The organism is Burkholderia cepacia complex sp. TUM26381 (genome assembly GCF_057439935.1).
In genome coordinates this window covers 3,492,782-3,510,559 of record NZ_CM172006.1, presented here as the reverse complement: position 1 = coordinate 3,510,559, position 17,778 = coordinate 3,492,782, and the positions used below count along the sequence as shown (strand labels likewise).

Annotated in this window: 17 protein-coding genes; 6 read left to right on the top strand and 11 right to left on the bottom strand. The window is 67.2% G+C overall.

The window, feature by feature from the left end; translation table 11 throughout:
- Positions 1 to 51: 51 nt before the first annotated feature.
- The 3 genes from mreD to ACWMMN_RS16495 form a co-directional block, all read right to left on the bottom strand.
- Positions 52 to 564 carry a rod shape-determining protein MreD gene (gene mreD / locus ACWMMN_RS16505; RefSeq protein ID WP_009687274.1) on the bottom strand — a complete coding sequence of 171 codons (513 nt, stop codon included), beginning with the start codon at positions 562 to 564 and terminating at the stop codon, positions 52 to 54.
- Entirely contained in the window at positions 561 to 1,628 is a 1,068-nt protein-coding gene (gene mreC / locus ACWMMN_RS16500) for a rod shape-determining protein MreC (RefSeq protein ID WP_174994144.1), read from the bottom strand. The genes mreD and mreC overlap by 4 nt, the downstream gene beginning before the upstream one ends.
- 126 nt (positions 1,629 to 1,754) lie before the next feature.
- Positions 1,755 to 2,798: a rod shape-determining protein gene (locus tag ACWMMN_RS16495; protein WP_004189550.1), complete on the bottom strand. Its 1,044-nt coding sequence runs from the start codon at positions 2,796 to 2,798 to the stop codon at positions 1,755 to 1,757.
- Between the two features lie 367 nt (positions 2,799 to 3,165).
- On the opposite strand from ACWMMN_RS16495, the gene gatC reads away from it, so the two are divergent.
- The 5 genes from gatC (at position 3,166) to ACWMMN_RS16470 (ending at position 8,278) form a co-directional block, all read left to right on the top strand.
- Entirely contained in the window at positions 3,166 to 3,465 is a 300-nt protein-coding gene (gene gatC, locus ACWMMN_RS16490; protein ID WP_006477478.1) for an Asp-tRNA(Asn)/Glu-tRNA(Gln) amidotransferase subunit GatC, read from the top strand.
- A gap of 69 nt (positions 3,466 to 3,534) precedes the next feature.
- Positions 3,535 to 5,025 (top strand): Asp-tRNA(Asn)/Glu-tRNA(Gln) amidotransferase subunit GatA, encoded by a 1,491-nt coding sequence (gene gatA / locus ACWMMN_RS16485; protein ID WP_486422854.1) that lies wholly within the window; start codon positions 3,535 to 3,537, stop codon positions 5,023 to 5,025.
- Between the two features lie 4 nt (positions 5,026 to 5,029).
- Positions 5,030 to 6,505 carry an Asp-tRNA(Asn)/Glu-tRNA(Gln) amidotransferase subunit GatB gene (gatB, locus tag ACWMMN_RS16480; RefSeq protein ID WP_059232913.1) on the top strand — a complete coding sequence of 492 codons (1,476 nt, stop codon included), beginning with the start codon at positions 5,030 to 5,032 and terminating at the stop codon, positions 6,503 to 6,505.
- A gap of 118 nt (positions 6,506 to 6,623) precedes the next feature.
- Positions 6,624 to 7,463 (top strand): PPK2 family polyphosphate kinase, encoded by an 840-nt coding sequence (locus tag ACWMMN_RS16475; protein WP_256085358.1) that lies wholly within the window; start codon positions 6,624 to 6,626, stop codon positions 7,461 to 7,463.
- 41 nt (positions 7,464 to 7,504) lie between these two features.
- A complete protein-coding gene (locus ACWMMN_RS16470; RefSeq protein ID WP_486422853.1) occupies positions 7,505 to 8,278 on the top strand; it encodes an exodeoxyribonuclease III in 774 nt (257 codons plus the stop codon).
- An 87-nt stretch (positions 8,279 to 8,365) separates the two neighbouring features.
- On the opposite strand, the gene ACWMMN_RS16465 is transcribed toward ACWMMN_RS16470, so the two are convergent.
- Positions 8,366 to 9,418: an NAD(P)-dependent alcohol dehydrogenase gene (locus ACWMMN_RS16465; protein WP_256085357.1), complete on the bottom strand. Its 1,053-nt coding sequence runs from the start codon at positions 9,416 to 9,418 to the stop codon at positions 8,366 to 8,368.
- A gap of 227 nt (positions 9,419 to 9,645) precedes the next feature.
- On the opposite strand from ACWMMN_RS16465, the gene ACWMMN_RS16460 reads away from it, so the two are divergent.
- Positions 9,646 to 10,590 carry an AraC family transcriptional regulator gene (locus tag ACWMMN_RS16460; protein WP_059232917.1) on the top strand — a complete coding sequence of 315 codons (945 nt, stop codon included), beginning with the start codon at positions 9,646 to 9,648 and terminating at the stop codon, positions 10,588 to 10,590.
- 23 nt (positions 10,591 to 10,613) lie between these two features.
- Here the strand turns inward: ACWMMN_RS16460 and ACWMMN_RS16455 are convergent, their stop codons facing one another.
- From ACWMMN_RS16455 to argB, 7 genes are all read right to left on the bottom strand, one after another.
- Positions 10,614 to 11,666, bottom strand: coding sequence for a M48 family metallopeptidase (locus ACWMMN_RS16455; RefSeq protein WP_256085356.1), 1,053 nt, complete (start codon positions 11,664 to 11,666; stop codon positions 10,614 to 10,616).
- Positions 11,656 to 13,077: an AmpG family muropeptide MFS transporter gene (locus ACWMMN_RS16450; protein WP_174994147.1), complete on the bottom strand. Its 1,422-nt coding sequence runs from the start codon at positions 13,075 to 13,077 to the stop codon at positions 11,656 to 11,658. Before ACWMMN_RS16450 ends, ACWMMN_RS16455 begins: the two co-directional genes overlap by 11 nt.
- Positions 13,078 to 13,196: 119 nt before the next feature.
- The gene (gene metW, locus ACWMMN_RS16445; RefSeq protein WP_059232920.1) at positions 13,197 to 13,805 is read right to left on the bottom strand and encodes a methionine biosynthesis protein MetW; all 609 of its coding nucleotides are present in this window, start codon (positions 13,803 to 13,805) and stop codon (positions 13,197 to 13,199) included.
- Positions 13,802 to 14,947, bottom strand: a complete 1,146-nt coding sequence (gene metX, locus ACWMMN_RS16440; RefSeq protein ID WP_059232921.1) for a homoserine O-succinyltransferase MetX — start codon at positions 14,945 to 14,947, stop codon at positions 13,802 to 13,804. Before metX ends, metW begins: the two co-directional genes overlap by 4 nt.
- 270 nt (positions 14,948 to 15,217) lie before the next feature.
- Positions 15,218 to 15,886, bottom strand: coding sequence for a nucleoid occlusion factor SlmA (gene slmA / locus ACWMMN_RS16435; protein WP_059232922.1), 669 nt, complete (start codon positions 15,884 to 15,886; stop codon positions 15,218 to 15,220).
- Positions 15,853 to 16,644, bottom strand: a complete 792-nt coding sequence (locus ACWMMN_RS16430; protein WP_059232923.1) for a pyrimidine 5'-nucleotidase — start codon at positions 16,642 to 16,644, stop codon at positions 15,853 to 15,855. The genes slmA and ACWMMN_RS16430 overlap by 34 nt, the downstream gene beginning before the upstream one ends.
- Complete coding sequence (argB, locus tag ACWMMN_RS16425; protein ID WP_006490510.1) at positions 16,641 to 17,540, bottom strand: acetylglutamate kinase; 900 nt, start codon at positions 17,538 to 17,540, stop codon at positions 16,641 to 16,643. Before argB ends, ACWMMN_RS16430 begins: the two co-directional genes overlap by 4 nt.
- Positions 17,541 to 17,778: the final 238 nt, after the last annotated feature.

Here is a 17,778-nt window from a genome sequence, read left to right as displayed (position 1 = left end):
CCCCTGGGCGCAACGGGCGTGGGGGCGGCGGGTATTCAAGGTCGGTCCGGCTCAGATGGGGCGCGTATCGTCCGGATCGACCGGGCGGCGTTGCGGCATCAGCAGCAGGTGGCTCGCGATCGGCCACAGCGCGGCTTCGACGAAGCCGTCGACCAGGTAGCGCCAGCCCGGGAACGCGGCGCCCATCACGAGGCGAATCACGAACGGCACGAGCTGCGCGACGACGAGCAGCGGCGTGACATACAGCACCTGCACGCCGATCGGCATCCACAGCACGCGGCGGTGGATCGTGATCGCGCCGTACGACAGCAGCGTATAGGCGAGCGCGTGCTCGCCGAGCAGTCCCGCGTCATGCACGTCCATCAGGATGCCGAGCGCGAACGCGACGCCCATCCCGACCTTGCGCGGCTGGTGGATGTTCCAGAACAGCAGCACGAGCGCGACGAAGTCGGGCACGCCGGGCAGGCGGCCCCACGGCATCAGGTTCAGCAGGAACGCGGCGGCGAGGCTGAAGACGATGAAGTACGGATTGACCGGCTGCAGGATGTATTGCGGGCGGTTCATCGCTGGGCTCCTGGTTGCCCGGCCGCGGGCTTCGCGGGCGCGGCGGCCGGCCTGGCCGGGGCGGCGGGCGCCGCCGGCGCAGGCTTCGCGGCGGGCTGGGCCGCGGCGGCCGGCTTCGCGTTCGCGTCGGCTTTGTCCGCCTTCTCGCCCTTCGCGGCGGCTTTCGCGCCCTTCTTGCCCTTCGCATTCTTGTCGGCGGCCGGATCGGGCTCGACCGGGCGCGGCGGGATGTCGTTCTGGTAATGCAGCACGAGCATCTGGCGCGCGCCGCGCACGGCGGCGACCGGCGCGCAGGTCACGCGTGCGAATGCGGTATCGGCGAGCTTGTCGACGCGCGCGACCTTCGCAACCGGCAGGCCGGGCGGATAGACGCCGTCGAGGCCGCTCGTGACAAGCTCGTCGCCGGCGACGAGATCCGCGCTCGTCGGCACGAAGCGCAGGTCGAGCGAATCGCCCTTCGGCGTGCCGTAGATCACGCTGCGCAGGCCGGTGCGCAGCACCTGCACGGGAATCGCGAGATCGCGGTCGGTGACCAGCGTGACTTCGGCCTGCAGCGGGAACACGCGCGTGACCTGGCCGATCACGCCGTCTTCGCTGACGACGGGCGAGCCGTTCTGGATGCCTTGCTGCGAGCCTTGCCCGACCACGATCTTCTGCGTGAACGGATCGCTGGTGTCGTACTGGATCTCGACCGGCGTCGATTGCGTCGCGATGTGCTGGCGCAGCTCGAGCACCGCGCGCAGGTGCGCGTTTTCCTGCGTGAGCACGGCGGCCTGGTTGGCCTGCGTGGACAGCTGCAGGTTGCGTTTGCGGAGGTCGTCGTTCTCGTGGCGCAGCGATGCGCCGGTGACGGCGATGTCGGCCGCGCCCATGAACAGGTCGCGCGGCACGAGCGCTGCGCGCTGCAGCGGATAGAGCACGGTGCCGAGCACGCCGCGCACGATTTCGAGCGTGCTGAAGCGCGCGTCCGACACCAGGAGCGCGATGGCGAGGGCAACGAAGAAGATGAGCCGCGCAAGCGCGGGCGGACCTTGCTTGAAGAGGGGCGGCGGACTGTATTCCATGGTCGGCGCCGGGCGCGTGTGATCGGTTAAATGATGCTCAGACGCGCAAACGGCGCGGCGGTTCGTTCTAAACGAGCGATCCGGCCACGCCGCGGGTGCGTCATATCAACGAAACAGCTTAGACGATCACTCGTACGAGAAGATGCTGCCCAGCTTGTCCATGCGCTCGAGCGCCATGCCCGAACCGCGCACGACGCAGGTGAGCGGATCTTCGGCGACGAGCACCGGCAGGCCGGTTTCTTCCGCGAGCAGGCGGTCGAGGTCGCGCAGCAGCGCACCGCCGCCCGTCAGCATCATCCCGCGTTCGGCGATGTCGGCGCCGAGTTCCGGCGGCGTCTGCTCGAGCGCGATCTTCACCGACGACACGATCTGGTTCAGCGGATCGGTCAGCGCTTCGAGGATTTCGTTGCTGGAGATCGTGAAGCTGCGCGGGATGCCTTCCGACAGGTTGCGGCCCTTCACTTCCATTTCCTTGACTTCGGAGCCCGGGAACGCGGAGCCGATTTCCTTCTTGATCGCCTCGGCGGTCTGTTCGCCGATCAGCATCCCGTAGTTGCGGCGGATGTAGTTGACGATCGCCTCGTCGAACTTGTCGCCGCCGACGCGGACCGAACCCTTGTACACGATGCCGCCGAGCGAGATCACGCCGACTTCGGTCGTGCCGCCGCCGATGTCGACGACCATCGAGCCGGTGGCTTCCGACACCGGCAGGCCCGCGCCGATCGCGGCCGCCATCGGCTCCTCGATCAGGTAGACCTGCGATGCGCCGGCGCCGTGTGCGGCTTCCTTGATCGCGCGGCGCTCGACCTGGGTCGAGCCGCACGGCACGCAGATGATGATGCGCGGCGACGGCGAGAACATGCGCGATTCGTGAGCGGTCTTGATGAACTGCTTGATCATCTGCTCGGTGACGGTGAAGTCGGCGATCACGCCGTCCTTCATCGGGCGGATCGCCTCGATGTTGCCCGGCACCTTGCCGAGCATCTGCTTGGCTTCCTTGCCGACCGCCTGGATCGTCTTCTTGCCGTTGGGGCCGCCTTCCTGGCGGATCGACACGACGGACGGTTCATCGAGCACGATGCCCTTGCCGCGCATGTAGATCAGGGTGTTTGCGGTGCCGAGGTCGATCGCGAGATCGTTGGAGAAGTAGCTGCGCAAAAAACCGAACATTCAGAATCCTGTTTCGCTCTGGGCCGGCCCTGCATAGCGAGCGCTGAGGGCGGCAGCGGAAAAAATAACAGCCTCGGGAAGCGTGGCGGAAGCGGCCGCCGCGGCGCACGAAGCTGCGAGTGATGTCTACCGGGGATCGCACGATGCACGCACGGCTTGCCGAAGTGGGGCGAAACGGTGCGGGAAAAGGCTGCCGGGTTTGGGTCGAACGCGTAATGATACCTTATAATTTCACGGTATTTGAATCGAAACGGGCGGTATTTTTGCCGCTTCGGCCCCGATTTTTGAGGGTGGGATCGCACCCTCCAACCCCCCGCCGCAGTGCTGCTTTTGATGCGCTGCGCAGCCTTGTTTTTCCGGTGATCGCATGGCCCTGACCCTGACCGATGTGAAACGCATCGCGCACCTGGCGCGACTCGAAATGGCCGACGCCGACGCCGAGCACATGCTCGGCCAGCTCAATGAATTCTTCGGCCTCGTCGAGCAGATGCAGGCGGTCGATACCGCCGGCATCGCGCCGCTCGCCCACCCGATCGAACAGATCCAGGAAGTCGCGCAGCGCCTGCGCGACGACGCCGTGACGGAAGTCGTCAATCGCGACGACAACCAGCGTCCGGCGCCGGCCGTCCAGGACGGCCTCTATCTCGTGCCGAAGGTGATCGAGTAAGCATTCGATGACAAGCGCGCCGGCCGCCTTGCGCCGCGCGCCACCCAGAATTCCCAGGAAAACCACTCAATGCACGCAAAAAGCCTGACCGAACTGCGCGCCGCGCTCGCCGCCAAGGAATGCTCGGCCGTCGAGCTCGCGCAGCACTACCTGAAACGGATCGACGCCGCACGCGACCTGAACGCGTTCGTCCATGTCGACGCCGATCTGACCCTCGCGCAGGCGAAAGCCGCCGACGCGGCGCTCGCGCGCGGCGCGGGCGGCGCGCTCACCGGCCTGCCGATCGCGCACAAGGACGTGTTCGTCACGCGCGGCTGGCGCTCGACCGCCGGCTCGAAGATGCTCGCGAATTACGAGAGCCCGTTCGACGCGACCGTCGTCGCCCGCCTGCAGGCGGCCGGCATGGTCACGCTCGGCAAGACCAACATGGACGAGTTCGCGATGGGCTCGTCGAACGAGAATTCCGCGTTCGGCGCGGTGAAGAACCCGTGGGACACGAACGCGGTGCCGGGCGGCAGCTCGGGCGGCAGCTCGGCCGCCGTCGCCGCGCGTCTCGCGCCGGCCGCGACCGGCACCGACACCGGCGGTTCGATCCGCCAGCCCGCTTCGTTCGCGGGCGTGACGGGCATCAAGCCGACCTACGGCCGCGTGTCGCGCTACGGGATGATCGCGTTCGCGTCGTCGCTCGACCAGGGCGGCCCGATGGCGCAGAGTGCGTCCGACTGCGCGCTGCTGCTGAACGCGATGGCCGGCTTCGACGAGCGCGACTCGACGAGCCTCGAGCGCGACGACGAGGATTTCACGCGCCACCTCGGCCAGCCGTGGACGGCCGGCAACGACACGGGCAAGCCGCTCGCGGGCCTGCGCATCGGTTTGCCGAACGAGTATTTCGGCGAAGGCCTCGCCGACGACGTGCGCGCGACGATCGACGCGGCGCTGAAGCAGTATGAAGCGCTCGGCGCGACGCTCGTGCCGGTATCGCTGCCGAAGACGGAACTGTCGATCCCCGTGTACTACGTGATCGCGCCGGCCGAAGCGTCGTCGAACCTGTCGCGTTTCGACGGCGTGCGCTTCGGCCATCGCGCCGCGCAGTACGGCGACCTGCTCGACATGTACAAGAAGTCGCGCGCCGAAGGCTTCGGCCCCGAGGTGAAGCGCCGCATTCTGGTCGGCGCGTACGTGCTGTCGCACGGCTACTACGACGCGTACTACCTGCAGGCGCAGAAGATCCGCCGCATCATCGCGAACGATTTCCAGGAAGCGTTCAAGTCCTGCGACGTGATCATGGGCCCGGCGTCGCCGACGGTCGCATGGGATCTCGGCGCGAAGGGCGACGATCCGGTGCAGATGTATCTCGCGGATATCTACACGCTGTCGGTGAGCCTCGCCGGCCTGCCCGGCATGAGCGTGCCGTGCGGCTTCGGCGCGGGCGCGAACGCGAAGCGCCCGGTCGGCCTGCAGATCATCGGCAACTATTTCAACGAAGCCCGGATGCTGCAGGTCGCCGACGCGTTCCAGCGCGCGACCGACTGGCACAAGCAAGTTCCGGCAGGGGTGTAAGCATATGGCTACTCAATGGGAAGTCGTTATCGGTCTCGAGACGCACGCGCAACTGTCGACCGTCTCGAAGATTTTCTCGGGCGCGTCGACGCAGTTCGGCGCCGAGCCGAACACGCAGGCCTGCCCGGTCGACCTGGCGCTGCCGGGCGTGCTGCCGGTGCTGAACCGCGGCGCGGTCGAGCGGGCGATCCGCTTCGGCCTCGCGATCGGCTCGACCATCGCGCCGCGCAGCATCTTCGCGCGCAAGAATTACTTCTACCCCGATCTGCCGAAGGGCTATCAGATCAGCCAGTACGAGATTCCGGTCGTGCAGGGCGGCCAGATCACGATCCAGGTGCCCGCCAACGAAAAGGCCGGCAAGGCCGCGTACGAGAAGACGGTCAACCTGACCCGCGCGCACCTCGAGGAAGATGCGGGCAAGTCGCTGCATGAAGACTTCGCGGGCGCGACGGGGATCGACCTGAACCGTGCGGGCACGCCGCTGCTCGAGATCGTCACCGAGCCGGAAATGCGCAGCGCGGCCGAGGCCGTCGCCTACGCGAAGGCGCTGCACGGGCTCGTCGTGTGGCTCGGCATCTGCGACGGCAACATGCAGGAAGGCTCGTTCCGCTGCGACGCGAACGTGTCGGTGCGCCCGGTCGGCCAGGAGAAGTTCGGCACGCGCGCGGAAATCAAGAACCTGAACTCGTTCCGGTTCCTCGAGGAGGCGATCAACTTCGAAGTCCGTCGCCAGATCGAGCTGATCGAGGACGGCGGCGAAGTCGTGCAGGAAACGCGCCTCTACGATCCGGACAAGCGAGAGACGCGTTCGATGCGCAGCAAGGAAGACGCGCACGACTACCGCTACTTCCCCGACCCCGACCTGATGCCGCTCGTGATCGGCCAGGACTGGGTCGAGCGCGTGCAGTCGGGCATGCCCGAACTGCCGGCCGCGATCCAGCAGCGCTTCGTCGACGAGTACGGCGTGTCTGCGTACGACGCGGGCGTGCTGACCACGAGCAAGGCGATGGCCGCTTACTTCGAGGCGGTGGTCGCGAAGGCCGGCGCGGCGAACGCGAAGATCGTCGCGAACTGGCTGATGGGCGACGTGTCGTCGCAGCTGAACCGTGACGGCATCGAGATCGACGCGATCCCCGTGTCGGCCGCGCAGCTCGCGCTGCTGCTGCAGCGCATCGCCGACGGCACGATCTCGAACAAGATCGCGAAGGAAATCTTCGCGGCGATCTGGGACGAGAAGGCGACCGACGAAGGCGCGGCCGACCGGATCATCGACGCGAAGGGGCTGAAGCAGATCTCCGACACCGGCGCGCTGGAAGCGATCATCGACGAAGTGCTCGCGGCGAACGCGAAGTCGGTCGAGGAATTCCGCGCAGGCAAGGAAAAGGCGTTCAACGCGCTGATCGGCCAGGCGATGAAGGCGACGAAGGGCAAGGCCAATCCGCAGCAGGTCAACGAACTGCTGAAGAAGAAGCTCGGCTGAGCATGACCGCGCGCCTGAACCGCGCTTGACGACGGGCCGCTCCGAACCAGTTCGGGGCGGCCCGTTGCGTTTGGTGGATGCGTTATCGTATGCATCACACCGTCCAACGGAGGAACGAATGGCGAAACAACCGTCGCTCGACGATTTCCGCGTGCCCTACAGCACGCGCGAGAAGGAAGCCGCCGCATTCAAGCTCGATGCGTTCGACCCGGGCGCGAAGCCGTTTTCGTCCGGCTCGAAGGACGCCGACCGCGAACGCCTGTCGGCCGTGTCGACCGAGCTCGACACGCAGCAGGAGCGCCTGCACACGCAACAGAAGAAGCGCGTGCTGCTCGTGCTGCAGGGGATGGACACCAGCGGCAAGGACGGCACCGTGCGCGCGGTGTTCCGCGATGTCGACCCGCTCGGCCTGCGCATCGTGCCGTTCAAGGCGCCGACGCCGATCGAGGCCGCGCACGACTTCCTGTGGCGCGTGCATGCGCAGGTGCCGGCCGCGGGCGAGCTCGCGATCTTCAACCGCAGCCACTACGAAGACGTGCTCGTGCCGCGCGTGCTCGATGCGATCGACAGCAAGGAGTGCGAGCGCCGCTACCGGCAGATCCGCGATTTCGAGACGATGCTGTTCGAGAACGGCACGACGATCATCAAGTGTTTCCTGCACATCTCGAAGGACGAGCAGCGCGAGCGGCTGCAGGCGCGCATCGACGATCCGGCCAAGCACTGGAAGTTCGACATCTCCGACCTCGACGCGCGCAAGCACTGGGAGGCGTACCAGTCCGCGTACCGCGACGCGCTCGCCGCGACGTCGGCCGAGCATGCGCCGTGGTACGTGATCCCGGCGGATTCGAAGACGCACCGCAACGTGATGATCGCCGAGCTGCTGCTGCGCGCGATGACCGACATGAAGCTGGAATTCCCGCCGCCGAAGCCCGAGCTCGAAGGCGTGAAGATCCGTTAAGCTGCCACCCTGTAAAAACATCGAACTGAACGGAACCCGACATGATGCGAGTGATTACCGCCAACCTGAACGGCATCCGCTCCGCCGCGAAGAAGGGCTTCTTCGAATGGCTCGGCGAACAGAGCGCCGATTGCGTGTGCGTGCAGGAAATCAAGGTATCGGCCGACGACCTGCCGGCCGAATTCGTCGAGCCGCACGGCTTCAAGAGCTATTTCCACCACGCCGAGAAGAAGGGCTACAGCGGCGCGGGCGTGTACAGCCGCCGCGAGCCCGATGACGTGATCATCGGCTTCGGCAGCAGCGAATTCGATGCCGAAGGGCGCTACGTCGAGGCGCGCTACGGCAAGCTGTCGGTCGTGTCGGTGTACGTGCCGTCCGGCTCGAGCGGCGAAGAGCGCCAGCAGGCGAAGTACCGCTTCATGGACGAATTCATGCCGCACCTCGCCGCGCTGAAGAAGAAGCGCGAAGTGATCCTGTGCGGCGACGTGAACATCGTCCACAAGGAAATCGACATCAAGAACTGGAAGAGCAACCAGAAGAACTCGGGCTGCCTGCCGGAAGAGCGCGAGTGGCTCACGAAGCTGTTCGACGATGTCGGCTACGTCGACGTATTCCGCACGCTCGACCCGCGCGCCGAGCAGTACACGTGGTGGAGCAACCGCGGCCAGGCGTACGCGAAGAACGTCGGGTGGCGGATCGATTACCAGATCGCGACGCCGGGCGTGGCCGGCACCGCGAAAAGCACGTCGATCTTCAAGGACATCAAGTTCAGCGACCATGCGCCGCTGACGATCGACTACGACTACAAGAAGTGATCGCCGGCGCTGCGCCGCGTCGCGCAGCCGCCGCATGCAAAACGGGCCGCATGTCGGACATGCGGCCCGTTTCGTTTGACGCGGCGCTTACTGCCTGAGCGACGCCATGTCGATCACGAACCGGTACTTCACGTCGCTCTTCAGCATCCGCTCGTAAGCGGCGTTGATCTGCTGCATCGGAATCGTTTCGATATCCGACGTGATCCCGTGCTCCGCGCAGAAGTCGAGCATTTCCTGCGTTTCCGCGATCCCGCCGATCAGCGAGCCCGCGAGGCGGCGGCGCTTGAAGATCAGGTTGAACACCTGCGGCGACGGGTGATCGTGCTCCGGCGCGCCGACGAGCGTCATCGTGCCGTCGCGCTTCAGCAGGTGCAGGAACGGGTTCAGGTCGTGCTGCGCGGCGACCGTGTTCAGGATGAAGTCGAAGCTGTTCAGGTGCGCGTTCATCTGCGCTTCGTCCTTCGAGATCACGACTTCGTGCGCGCCGACGCGCTTGCCGTCCTCGATCTTCGACGGCGACGTCGTGAACAGCACGACGTGCGCCCCCATCGCGCGCGCCAGCTTCACGCCCATGTGGCCGAGGCCGCCGAGCCCGACGATGCCGACCTTCTTGCCGGGGCCGACGTTCCACTGCCGCAACGGCGAGTAGGTCGTGATCCCCGCGCACAGGAGCGGCGCGGCGCCGGCCGGGTCGAGCGTCTCGGGCACGCGCAGCACGAACGCCTCGTCGACGACGAGCTGCGTCGAATAGCCGCCGAACGTGACGTCGCCCGTCACGCGATCCTGGCCGTTGTAGGTGCCGACGAAGCCGTTCTCGCAGTATTGCTCGAGGCCGTCGGCGCAGCTCGGGCAGGTGCGGCACGAATCGACGAGGCAGCCGACGCCGACCAGCTCGCCGACCTTGAAGCGCGAGACCTGCGCGCCGGTCGCGGTCACGCGGCCGACGATTTCATGGCCCGGCACGACCGGGTAGATCGTGTTGCGCCATTCGTTGCGCGCCTGGTGCAGGTCCGAGTGGCAGACGCCGCAGTAGAGGACGTCGATCTGGACGTCGAGGTCGCGCAGCGCGCGACGCTGGAATTCGAACGGGGCGAGCGGCGACTGCGAATCGGTCGCCGCGTAGGCATAGGTAGTGCTCATGCGGTGGGCTCCTTGTCCGGAACGGATCCGGCGAAACAGACTGCCGTCGCATCATGTGGCGATGCGGCGAGGCAGGACGTCATCGTAAGGAGCGCGACGCCGCGGCGAAATACACGAAGGTCTGGAAGATTTGCCTATTCCTCTTGAACTGCACGCTAACAGCCGTCAAAACGCATTCAAGGTGCTACATTGCGAGCCAGATTCTCTTGCCGGACAGGACCACGCCGATGAGCTTCCAGCCCCTTTTGGCCGACGCGGGCGACCGCGTGCAGCGCCGCATGATCGAGCTGCACACGCGCCTCGCGCCGAACGATGGCGACACGCTCGCGGCGCTCGACGGCGTGCGCTTCATCCGCGTGACCCGTCCCGCGCCGCGCATGCCGGTGCTGTACGAGCCGAGCATCATCGTCGTGTGCCAGGGGCGCAAGCTCGGCTATCTGGGCGATCGCTCGTTCGTGTACGACGCGCAGCAGTACCTGGTGTTGTCGGTGCCGCTGCCATTCGAGTGCGAGACGTTCGCGAGCATGGACGAGCCGTTTCTCGCGATCTCGATCCGCGTCGACCTCGCGGTGATCGCCGAGCTCGCGATCCTGCTGGACGAGACGCTCGGCGCCGCCGCCAGCGAACCGCTCGGCGTCTATTCAACGCCGCTCGACGCGCCGCTGGCCGACGCGGTCGTGCGGCTGCTCGAAGCGCTCGCGTCGCCACACGACACGCGCGTGCTGGGGCCCGCGATCATGCGCGAGATCGCGTATCGCGTGCTGACGGGCGAGCAGGGCGACGCGATGCGCGCGGCGCTCGTGCAGCAGCATCACTTCGGCCGCATCGCGAAGGCGTTGCGGCGCATCCATGCGGAGCTGAAGGCCGACCTCGATGTCGAGACGCTCGCGCGCGAGGCCGGGATGAGCCTCGCGGTGTTCCATGCGCAGTTCAAGCACGTGACGGCGACGTCGCCGATGCAGTACGTGAAGGCCGCGCGGCTGCACCAGGCGCGGTTGATGATGGTGCAGGACGGGGTGGGCGCCGGTACGGCGGCCGCGCGCGTCGGCTATGCGAGCGCGTCGCAGTTCAGTCGCGAATTCAAGCGGCTGTTCGGCCGCAGCCCGGGTGACGAGGTGCGCTGGATGCGCGAAAGCGGCGTTCGTCCGATCGCGGCCGCGGTGGACGCTTAGCGTTCGATGTCACGCGGCGGCGCTCAGCGCCGCACGACCTTGCGCCGCTGCGCGCTGATGCCGGCGTAGTCGGGCAGCGTGTCGACGCGCTTGCCGGTCGCCTTCGCGTACAGCGGCATCAGGTCCGGCAGCCGGTTCAGCAGATCCTGGCGCCGCGCGGTGCTGTACGGGTGCGTGTAGATGAAGCCGGTGGCCTTGTTCGCGCGCGTCGCAACCGCGAGCTTGTCCCACAGCGTGATCGCGGCGCGCGGATCGAAGCCTGCGCGGGCGGCGATGTCGCCGCCGATCACGTCGGCTTCGGTCTCGTCGGTCGGGTCGTAGTGGAGCGCCTGCAGGCGCTCGCCGAGGTTCAGCGCCTGCGGCAGCGGATCGCCGACGCCAAACAGCGGCGGCAGCGCGGCGGCGCGCAGCGACGTCTGCGAGGCCGTGCTGAAGTTGCTGCGCGCGTGTTCGCGCAGCGCATGCGCGATGCCGTGCGCGAGCAGCACGCCGAGCTCGTCGTCGTTCAGGCGGACGCGGTCGAGCATGCCGCCGTACACGAGCACCTTGCCGCCCGGCAGGCAGGTCAGGCGGATGTCGCGCGAGCGGATCGCGTTGACGTCCCAGTTCCAGCTCTTCACGCGATCGTTCCACTTCACCGAATACGGCGCGAGCTTCGCGACGATCGCGCGCAGGCGCTTCACGCGCGGCTGGTTCGCGGGCAGCAGCCGGTTGCTGTCGGCGGCGGCCTGCACGATCTGCGCGTATTCGTTCGCGGTGAGCTGTTCGAGCAGCGGCGACGGGATCAGCGTACGGAACGCGATCGCGTTGCCGTAGCGCACCTGCTGCGGCGTCGGCGTATAGGCCTTTGCCGGCACCGCGGCGCCGGTCGGCTGCGCGGCTTCGGCGGCGGACGGCGCGACGGGTGCGGTGGACGTTGCGGGCGCGGTTGGCGTGGCGGGTGCGGCAGCCGGCGTGGTGCCCGCGCCAGGCGCAGCGGTGTCGGACGCGTGCGCGAACGTCGCAGCGAGTGCCGCGGCGCCGATGCTCAACGAGGCCGCAACGCGCGCGACGCGGTGCAGGCGGTCACTGCGCACGGCTGGCCTCGCCGTTGCGTGCGGTACCGTTCCACGGCGCGATCTTGAACAGCAGCAGCATGCCGGGAATCGCGAGCGCGGTACACACGATGAAGTAGTCGAACCAGCCGATCTTCGCGACGACGAAACCGCTCGCAGCCGACGCGAGCGTGCGCGGCACCGACGCGAGGCTCGTGAACAGCGCGAACTGCGTGGCCGTGTAGCGCGGGTCGGTCGTGCTCGCGATATACGCGACGAACGCGGCCATCGTCAGGCCCGTCGTGAAGGTTTCGAAACCGTAGACGATTGCGAGCGCGACCGTCATCGGGCTGAATTGCGGCGTGACGGCGATGCCGAACACCGACAGTGCCGATGCGATCGCGTGGCTCGTCGAGACGGTGAAGTCGTAGAGCATCGCGAGCGCCGGCGAGCCGGGGCCGAGCTGCGCGAGCCACGCGAAGCCGAGCGTCGACACCATCTGCAGCGCGCCGAAGATCCACAGCCCGCGGCCGATGCCGATCTTCACGAGCCAGATGCCGCCGATGATGCCGCCGGCGACGCTCGCGACGAGCGCGGTGGTTTTCGCGACGATGCCGATTTCGGTGCGCGTGAAGCCGATGTCGAGGAAGAACGACGTCGACAGCGTGGTCGCCATCGTGTCGCCGATCTTGAACAGGAAGATGAACGCGATCACGAGCAGCGCGCCGGCCCAGCCGTCGCGCTGGATGAATTCGCGGAACGGCAGCACGATCGCGTCGCGCAGGTTGCGCGGCGGCACGCCGACCACTTCCGGCTCGCGCACGAGCAGCGTCATCAGGATGCCCGGCAGCATGAACGCGCCGGTGAGTGCGAACACGGCGTCCCACGGCATGTGGTCGGACAGGATCAGCGCCAGCGAGCCGGGAATCAGCGCGGCGAGCTTGTATGCGTTCACGTGCACCGCGTTGCCGAGGCCCTGCTCGGTATCGCGCAGCAGCTCGCGGCGGTACGCGTCGATCACGATGTCGGAGCTCGCGCCGAAGAACGCGACGAGCGTCGTGAGCGCGGCCACCGTCCAGATCGAGTCGCGCGGCGACACGAAGCCGAGCGCGGCGATCGCACCCGCGACCAGCACCTGCGTGAGCAGCATCCAGCCGCGCCGGCGGCCCGGCCGCCAGCCGGGCAGGCGCGGGATGTAGCGGTCCATCAGCGGCGCCCACAGGAACTTCCACGTATACGGGAACTGGATCAGCGCGAACAGGCCGATTTCCTTCAGGTTCACGCCCTCGGAGCGCAGCCATGCCTGCACGAGGTAGACGAGCGTGAAGAGGGGCAGACCTGACGTGAAGCCGAGGAACACGCAGATCAGCATGTGCGTGTTCAGATAGGCTCGCCAGCCGGGGTGCTCCTCGTGAGCGGTGAGTGCGGGCGCCTCGTGTGGCGTTTTCGACATGGACTGGAACTGGGTAGCGTTGACTGATTGCGGCGGCAGCGCAGGCGGCGGCGCGGGTGGCACAGGAGCGCGGCCGCACGAGCGTGCGGGCCGTCGGCGTCCGTCAACGGCCCCCTGGCTCAGCTGCGCTTGACGCGGTAGACAGCAAGACTACCACGCCAGTTCGCTCCCCATCGAATCGGCTGGCCTTCGTGCAGCACGACGCGATCGAGGATCGTGACGCCGACTTCGGGCGCGAGCGCCTCGAAATCCTTGATCGTCAGCACCCGCACGTTCGGCGTGTTGTGCCACTGGTACGGCAGCGATTTCGACACGGGCATCCGGCCGTGCAGCACCGACAGGCGGTGCGACCAGTAACCGAAGTTCGGGAACGACACGATGCACTCGCGGCCGACGCGCGCCGTTTCGCGCAGGATCGCGGCCGTCTGGTGGATCGTCTGCAGCGTTTGCGACAGGATCGCGATGTCGAAGCTGTGGTCCTCGAACAGGCGCAGGCCGTCCTCGAGGTTCTGCTGGATCACGTTGATGCCGTTCTTCGTGCTCGCGAGCACGCCCGCGTCGTTCAGTTCGATCCCGTAACCGGTGACGTCCAGTTCTTCCATCAGCAGCGACAACAGCGAGCCGTCGCCGCAGCCGAGGTCGAGAACGGTCGAGCGCGGCTCGACCCAGCGGGCGATCGTGCGGAAGTCCGCGCGCGCGGACAGGGAATTCAGCGCTTGCTGGTTCATGCACCCACCTCGTTGGCGATTCGTTCGTAATACGCGCGGATCAGGTTGTGATAGCGCGCGTCGTCGAGCAGGAACGCGTCGTGGCCGTGCGGCGCGTCGATTTCCGCGTAGGTGACCGTGCGCTTGTTGTCGAGCAGCGCCTTCACGATTTCGCGCGAACGTGCGGGCGCGAAGCGCCAGTCGGTCGAGAAGCTCGCGATCAGGTACTTCGCCTGCGTGTGCGCGAGCGCGGCCGTCAGGTTGCCGTCGAACGCCTTCGCCGGGTCGAAGTAGTCGAGCGCGCGCGTGATCAGGAGGTAGGTGTTCGCGTCGAAGTAGTCGGCGAACTTGTCGCCCTGGTAGCGCAGGTACGACTCGACCTCGAATTCCACGTCGAAGCTGAAGTTGTACGCGTCGAGCGCGCCGTCGGCGCGGCGCAGCGCGCGGCCGAATTTCTCGGCCATGTCGTCGTCGGACAGGTACGTGATGTGGCCGATCATCCGCGCGACGCGCAGGCCGCGTTTCGGTTTCACGCCGTGCGCGTAGTAGTCGCCGCCGTGGAAATCGGGATCGGACAGGATCGCCGAGCGCGCGACCTCGTTGAACGCGATGTTCTGCGCGGACAGCTTCGGCGTCGACGCGATGTCGATGCAGTGCGCGACGCGCTCCGGATACATCAGGCTCCACGCGAGCGCCTGCATGCCGCCGAGGCTGCCGCCCATCACCGCGGCGAAGCGCTCGATGCCGAACGCGTCGGCAACCCGCGCCTGCGCGTGGACCCAGTCCTCGACGGTGACGACCGGATAGCGCGCACCGTATGGCTTGCCGGTCGACGGATCGACGCTCATCGGGCCGGTCGAGCCGAAACACGAGCCGAGGTTGTTCACGCCGATCACGAAGAAGCGGTTGGTGTCGAGCGGCTTGCCCGGCCCGACCATGTTGTCCCACCAGCCGGTGCTGCGCGGATCGTCCGCGTAGACGCCGGCGACGTGGTGCGACGCGTTGAGCGCGTGGCAGACGAGCACCGCGTTCGAGCGCGCGGCGTTGAGTTCGCCGTACGTCTCGACGACGAGCTGATAGTTGCCGATCACGCTGCCGCTTTGCAAGCGCAGCGGTTCGGCGAAGTGCATGGTCTGTGGAGCGACGATGCCGATCGATTCCATTCGTTCCGCCTTATGACTGGGCAGCTAAATGGTGTCGGCGATGCGCGGAGTCGGAGGTGCGCGGCTGACGACCTCTTTAGCCGCATTTGTAGTGAACCGCCGGGACAAAGACACCATCAACGCCCCGGCCGGTTCGCGCGCCCGCAATCGAGTCAGCAAATCGGCGCGCTTCCGACCTGCCACCCGAGGGGCGGCAAGTCGGCAAAGTATAGCGGAATTTGCGGGAGGCGGATTCCGGCGCGGGTGGCGCGGCGTGCCGTCAGCGTCCCCTCACTGCAGGATCAGCCGCAGATGCGCATCGGCCTGCTCGCCGGGCGGTTTCTGGAATCCGCCTTTCGCGAAGCGGTGCCAGCGGCCGATCACGTAGCTGACGAGCAGGCTCGCCCGCGCGGCCGGGTCGTAATCGGCCGGCAGCGCGAACGGCGCGGCGCCGCCGGGCGCATTCGCCTCCGTGCGCGCGACCCGCAGGCACTGCTTGACGGTGGCTTCGATGCGGTCGAGCAGCTGGTTCACGCGCTCGGTCAGCCGCTCGTCCTCGCCGACCAGCGCCTCTCCGGTCAGCACGCGCGTCATCCCGGGGTTCTTCGCGGCGAAACTGAGCATCGTCAGCGCGATCGTGCGGGCCTGCAGCACGCCGTTCGGTTCCTTCTCGACGATCTGGTTGACGAGGCCGAACAGCGACTGCTCGATGAACTCGATCAGCCCTTCGTACATCTTCGCCTTGCTGGGGAAATGGCGGTACAGCGCGGCTTCGGACACGTCGAGCCGCGCCGCCAGCGACGCCGTCGTGATCTTCTCGCGCTTCGGCGCCTCGAGCATCGTTGCGAGCGTCTGCAGGATGTGCACGCGACGCTCGCCCGGCTTCAGGCGCGTACGGGTGCGGGTGGGTGATGCCTGATCGTCCGTTACGGCTTGGTCCTGCGGGTAAGTCGGCTGCATTTTTGTCGCCCCGATCGTGTGCCCAGTCGGAGCGATTTTAACGAACGAATGCGCTGGTCGACATAGTGGGGACGCCCGGTAACCGGCAGATGGCCCGGCAGGTGGCCGGTGATCCATACCGTGCCGATGCCGAGACGCTTGTAGCGCTTCAGGTGGCCGCGCGTATCTTCGACGAGAATCGCGTCGGACAGGCGCGCATGGGCGGCGCGCAGCGTCCGGCGCAGCATCGTGTGATCGGGCTTCGCGCGCCACGTGCGGCGGTCGCGCATGTGCTCGATCGCGATCACGCGCTCGAACAGCCGCTCGATGCGCAGCTCGCGCAGCACCGCGCGCGCATAGTTCTCCGGCGCGTTGGTCAGGATCAGCTTGCGGCCCGGCAGCGCGGCGACGATGCGCGCGAGGCCGCGCTCGGCGCGGATCATTGCGGGCAGGTCGGAAAACGTGTGGACCACGCGCAGGAAGTCGTGCGGGTCGATCGGATGGTGGCGCGTGAGGCCGAGCAGCGCGGCGCCGTAGCGCTCGGTGTAGTCGTTGCGCAGGCGGTCGGCTTCGGCGCGCTCGACCTGCAGCGTATCGATGATGTATTGCGTCATCGCACGGTTGATCTCGGGAAAGATCGCGTGCGATGCGTGGTGCAGCGTGTTGTCGAGGTCGAACAGCCAGACGGGCGCGCCGGCGCGCGGCCGGCTGCGCGAGATGCGCCGGCGCCGCAGCGGGGCCGGAAGGTCGGGGCTGACTGGCTGGCGGCGCGCGCTCAATGCGAGCGGATCATCGTGCCGAACGGTTGCTCGGTCAGGATTTCCAGCAGCACCGAATGCTCGATCCGGCCGTCGACGATGTGCACCGACTTCACGCCGCTCTTCGCGGCGTCGAGCGCCGACGAGATCTTCGGCAGCATGCCGCCGGAGATCGTGCCGTCCTCGAACAGCGCGTCGATCTCGCGCGCCGACAGGTCGGTCAGCAGGTTGCCGTCCTTGTCCATCACGCCCGGGATGTTGGTCATCATCAGCAGCTTCTCGGCGTTCAGCACGGTCGCGAGCTTGCCCGCGACGAGGTCCGCATTGATGTTGTACGAGAGGCCGTCTTCGCCGAAGCCGATCGGAGAAATCACCGGGATGAACGCGTCGTCCTGCAGCGCCTTCACGACCGCCGGGTTGATCGCCTCGACTTCGCCGACCTGGCCGATGTCGATGTACTGGCCCGGGTTGTCGCGGTCCGGCATCAGCAGCTTGCGTGCGTGGATCAGGCCGCCGTCCTTGCCCGTCAGGCCCACCGCGTGGCCGCCGAAGTGGTTGATCAGCATCACGATGTCTTGCTGCACTTCGCCGCCCAGCACCCACTCGACGACTTCCATCGTCTCTTCGTCGGTGACGCGCATGCCCTGGATGAAGGTGCCGGCCTTGCCGATCTTCTTCAGCGCGTGATCGATCTGCGGACCGCCGCCGTGGACGATCACCGGGTTGATGCCGACCAGTTTCAGCAGGATCACGTCGCGCGCGAAGCCCTGCTTGAGCCGCTCTTCCGTCATCGCGTTGCCGCCGTATTTGATGACCACGGTCTTGCCGTGGTAACGACGGATGTACGGCAGCGCCTCGGCGAGGATTTCTGCTTTCAGCGTGGGGGCGATCTGCGAGAGGTCGATGGGCTCGGACATGGCGGCGGCTCTGGCTGGGAACAGTTGAAACACGGCGAATTGTACAGGAGTGGCGCAGCGCAGCATCGGGTTTTTGGGCGGGCCGGAACACCGGCGGCGCGAGGCGGGCACGGCGCGCGGCGGCCCGCCGGCTATGGCGCGGCGCGATTCCGGCCGCGGCGCGCGGGTGTCGCCGGCGGGCTGGCGCGCGCGTGTTTGCGAAGGGCCTCGGCCGGATGGCCGGCGTGCAAAATCCGTG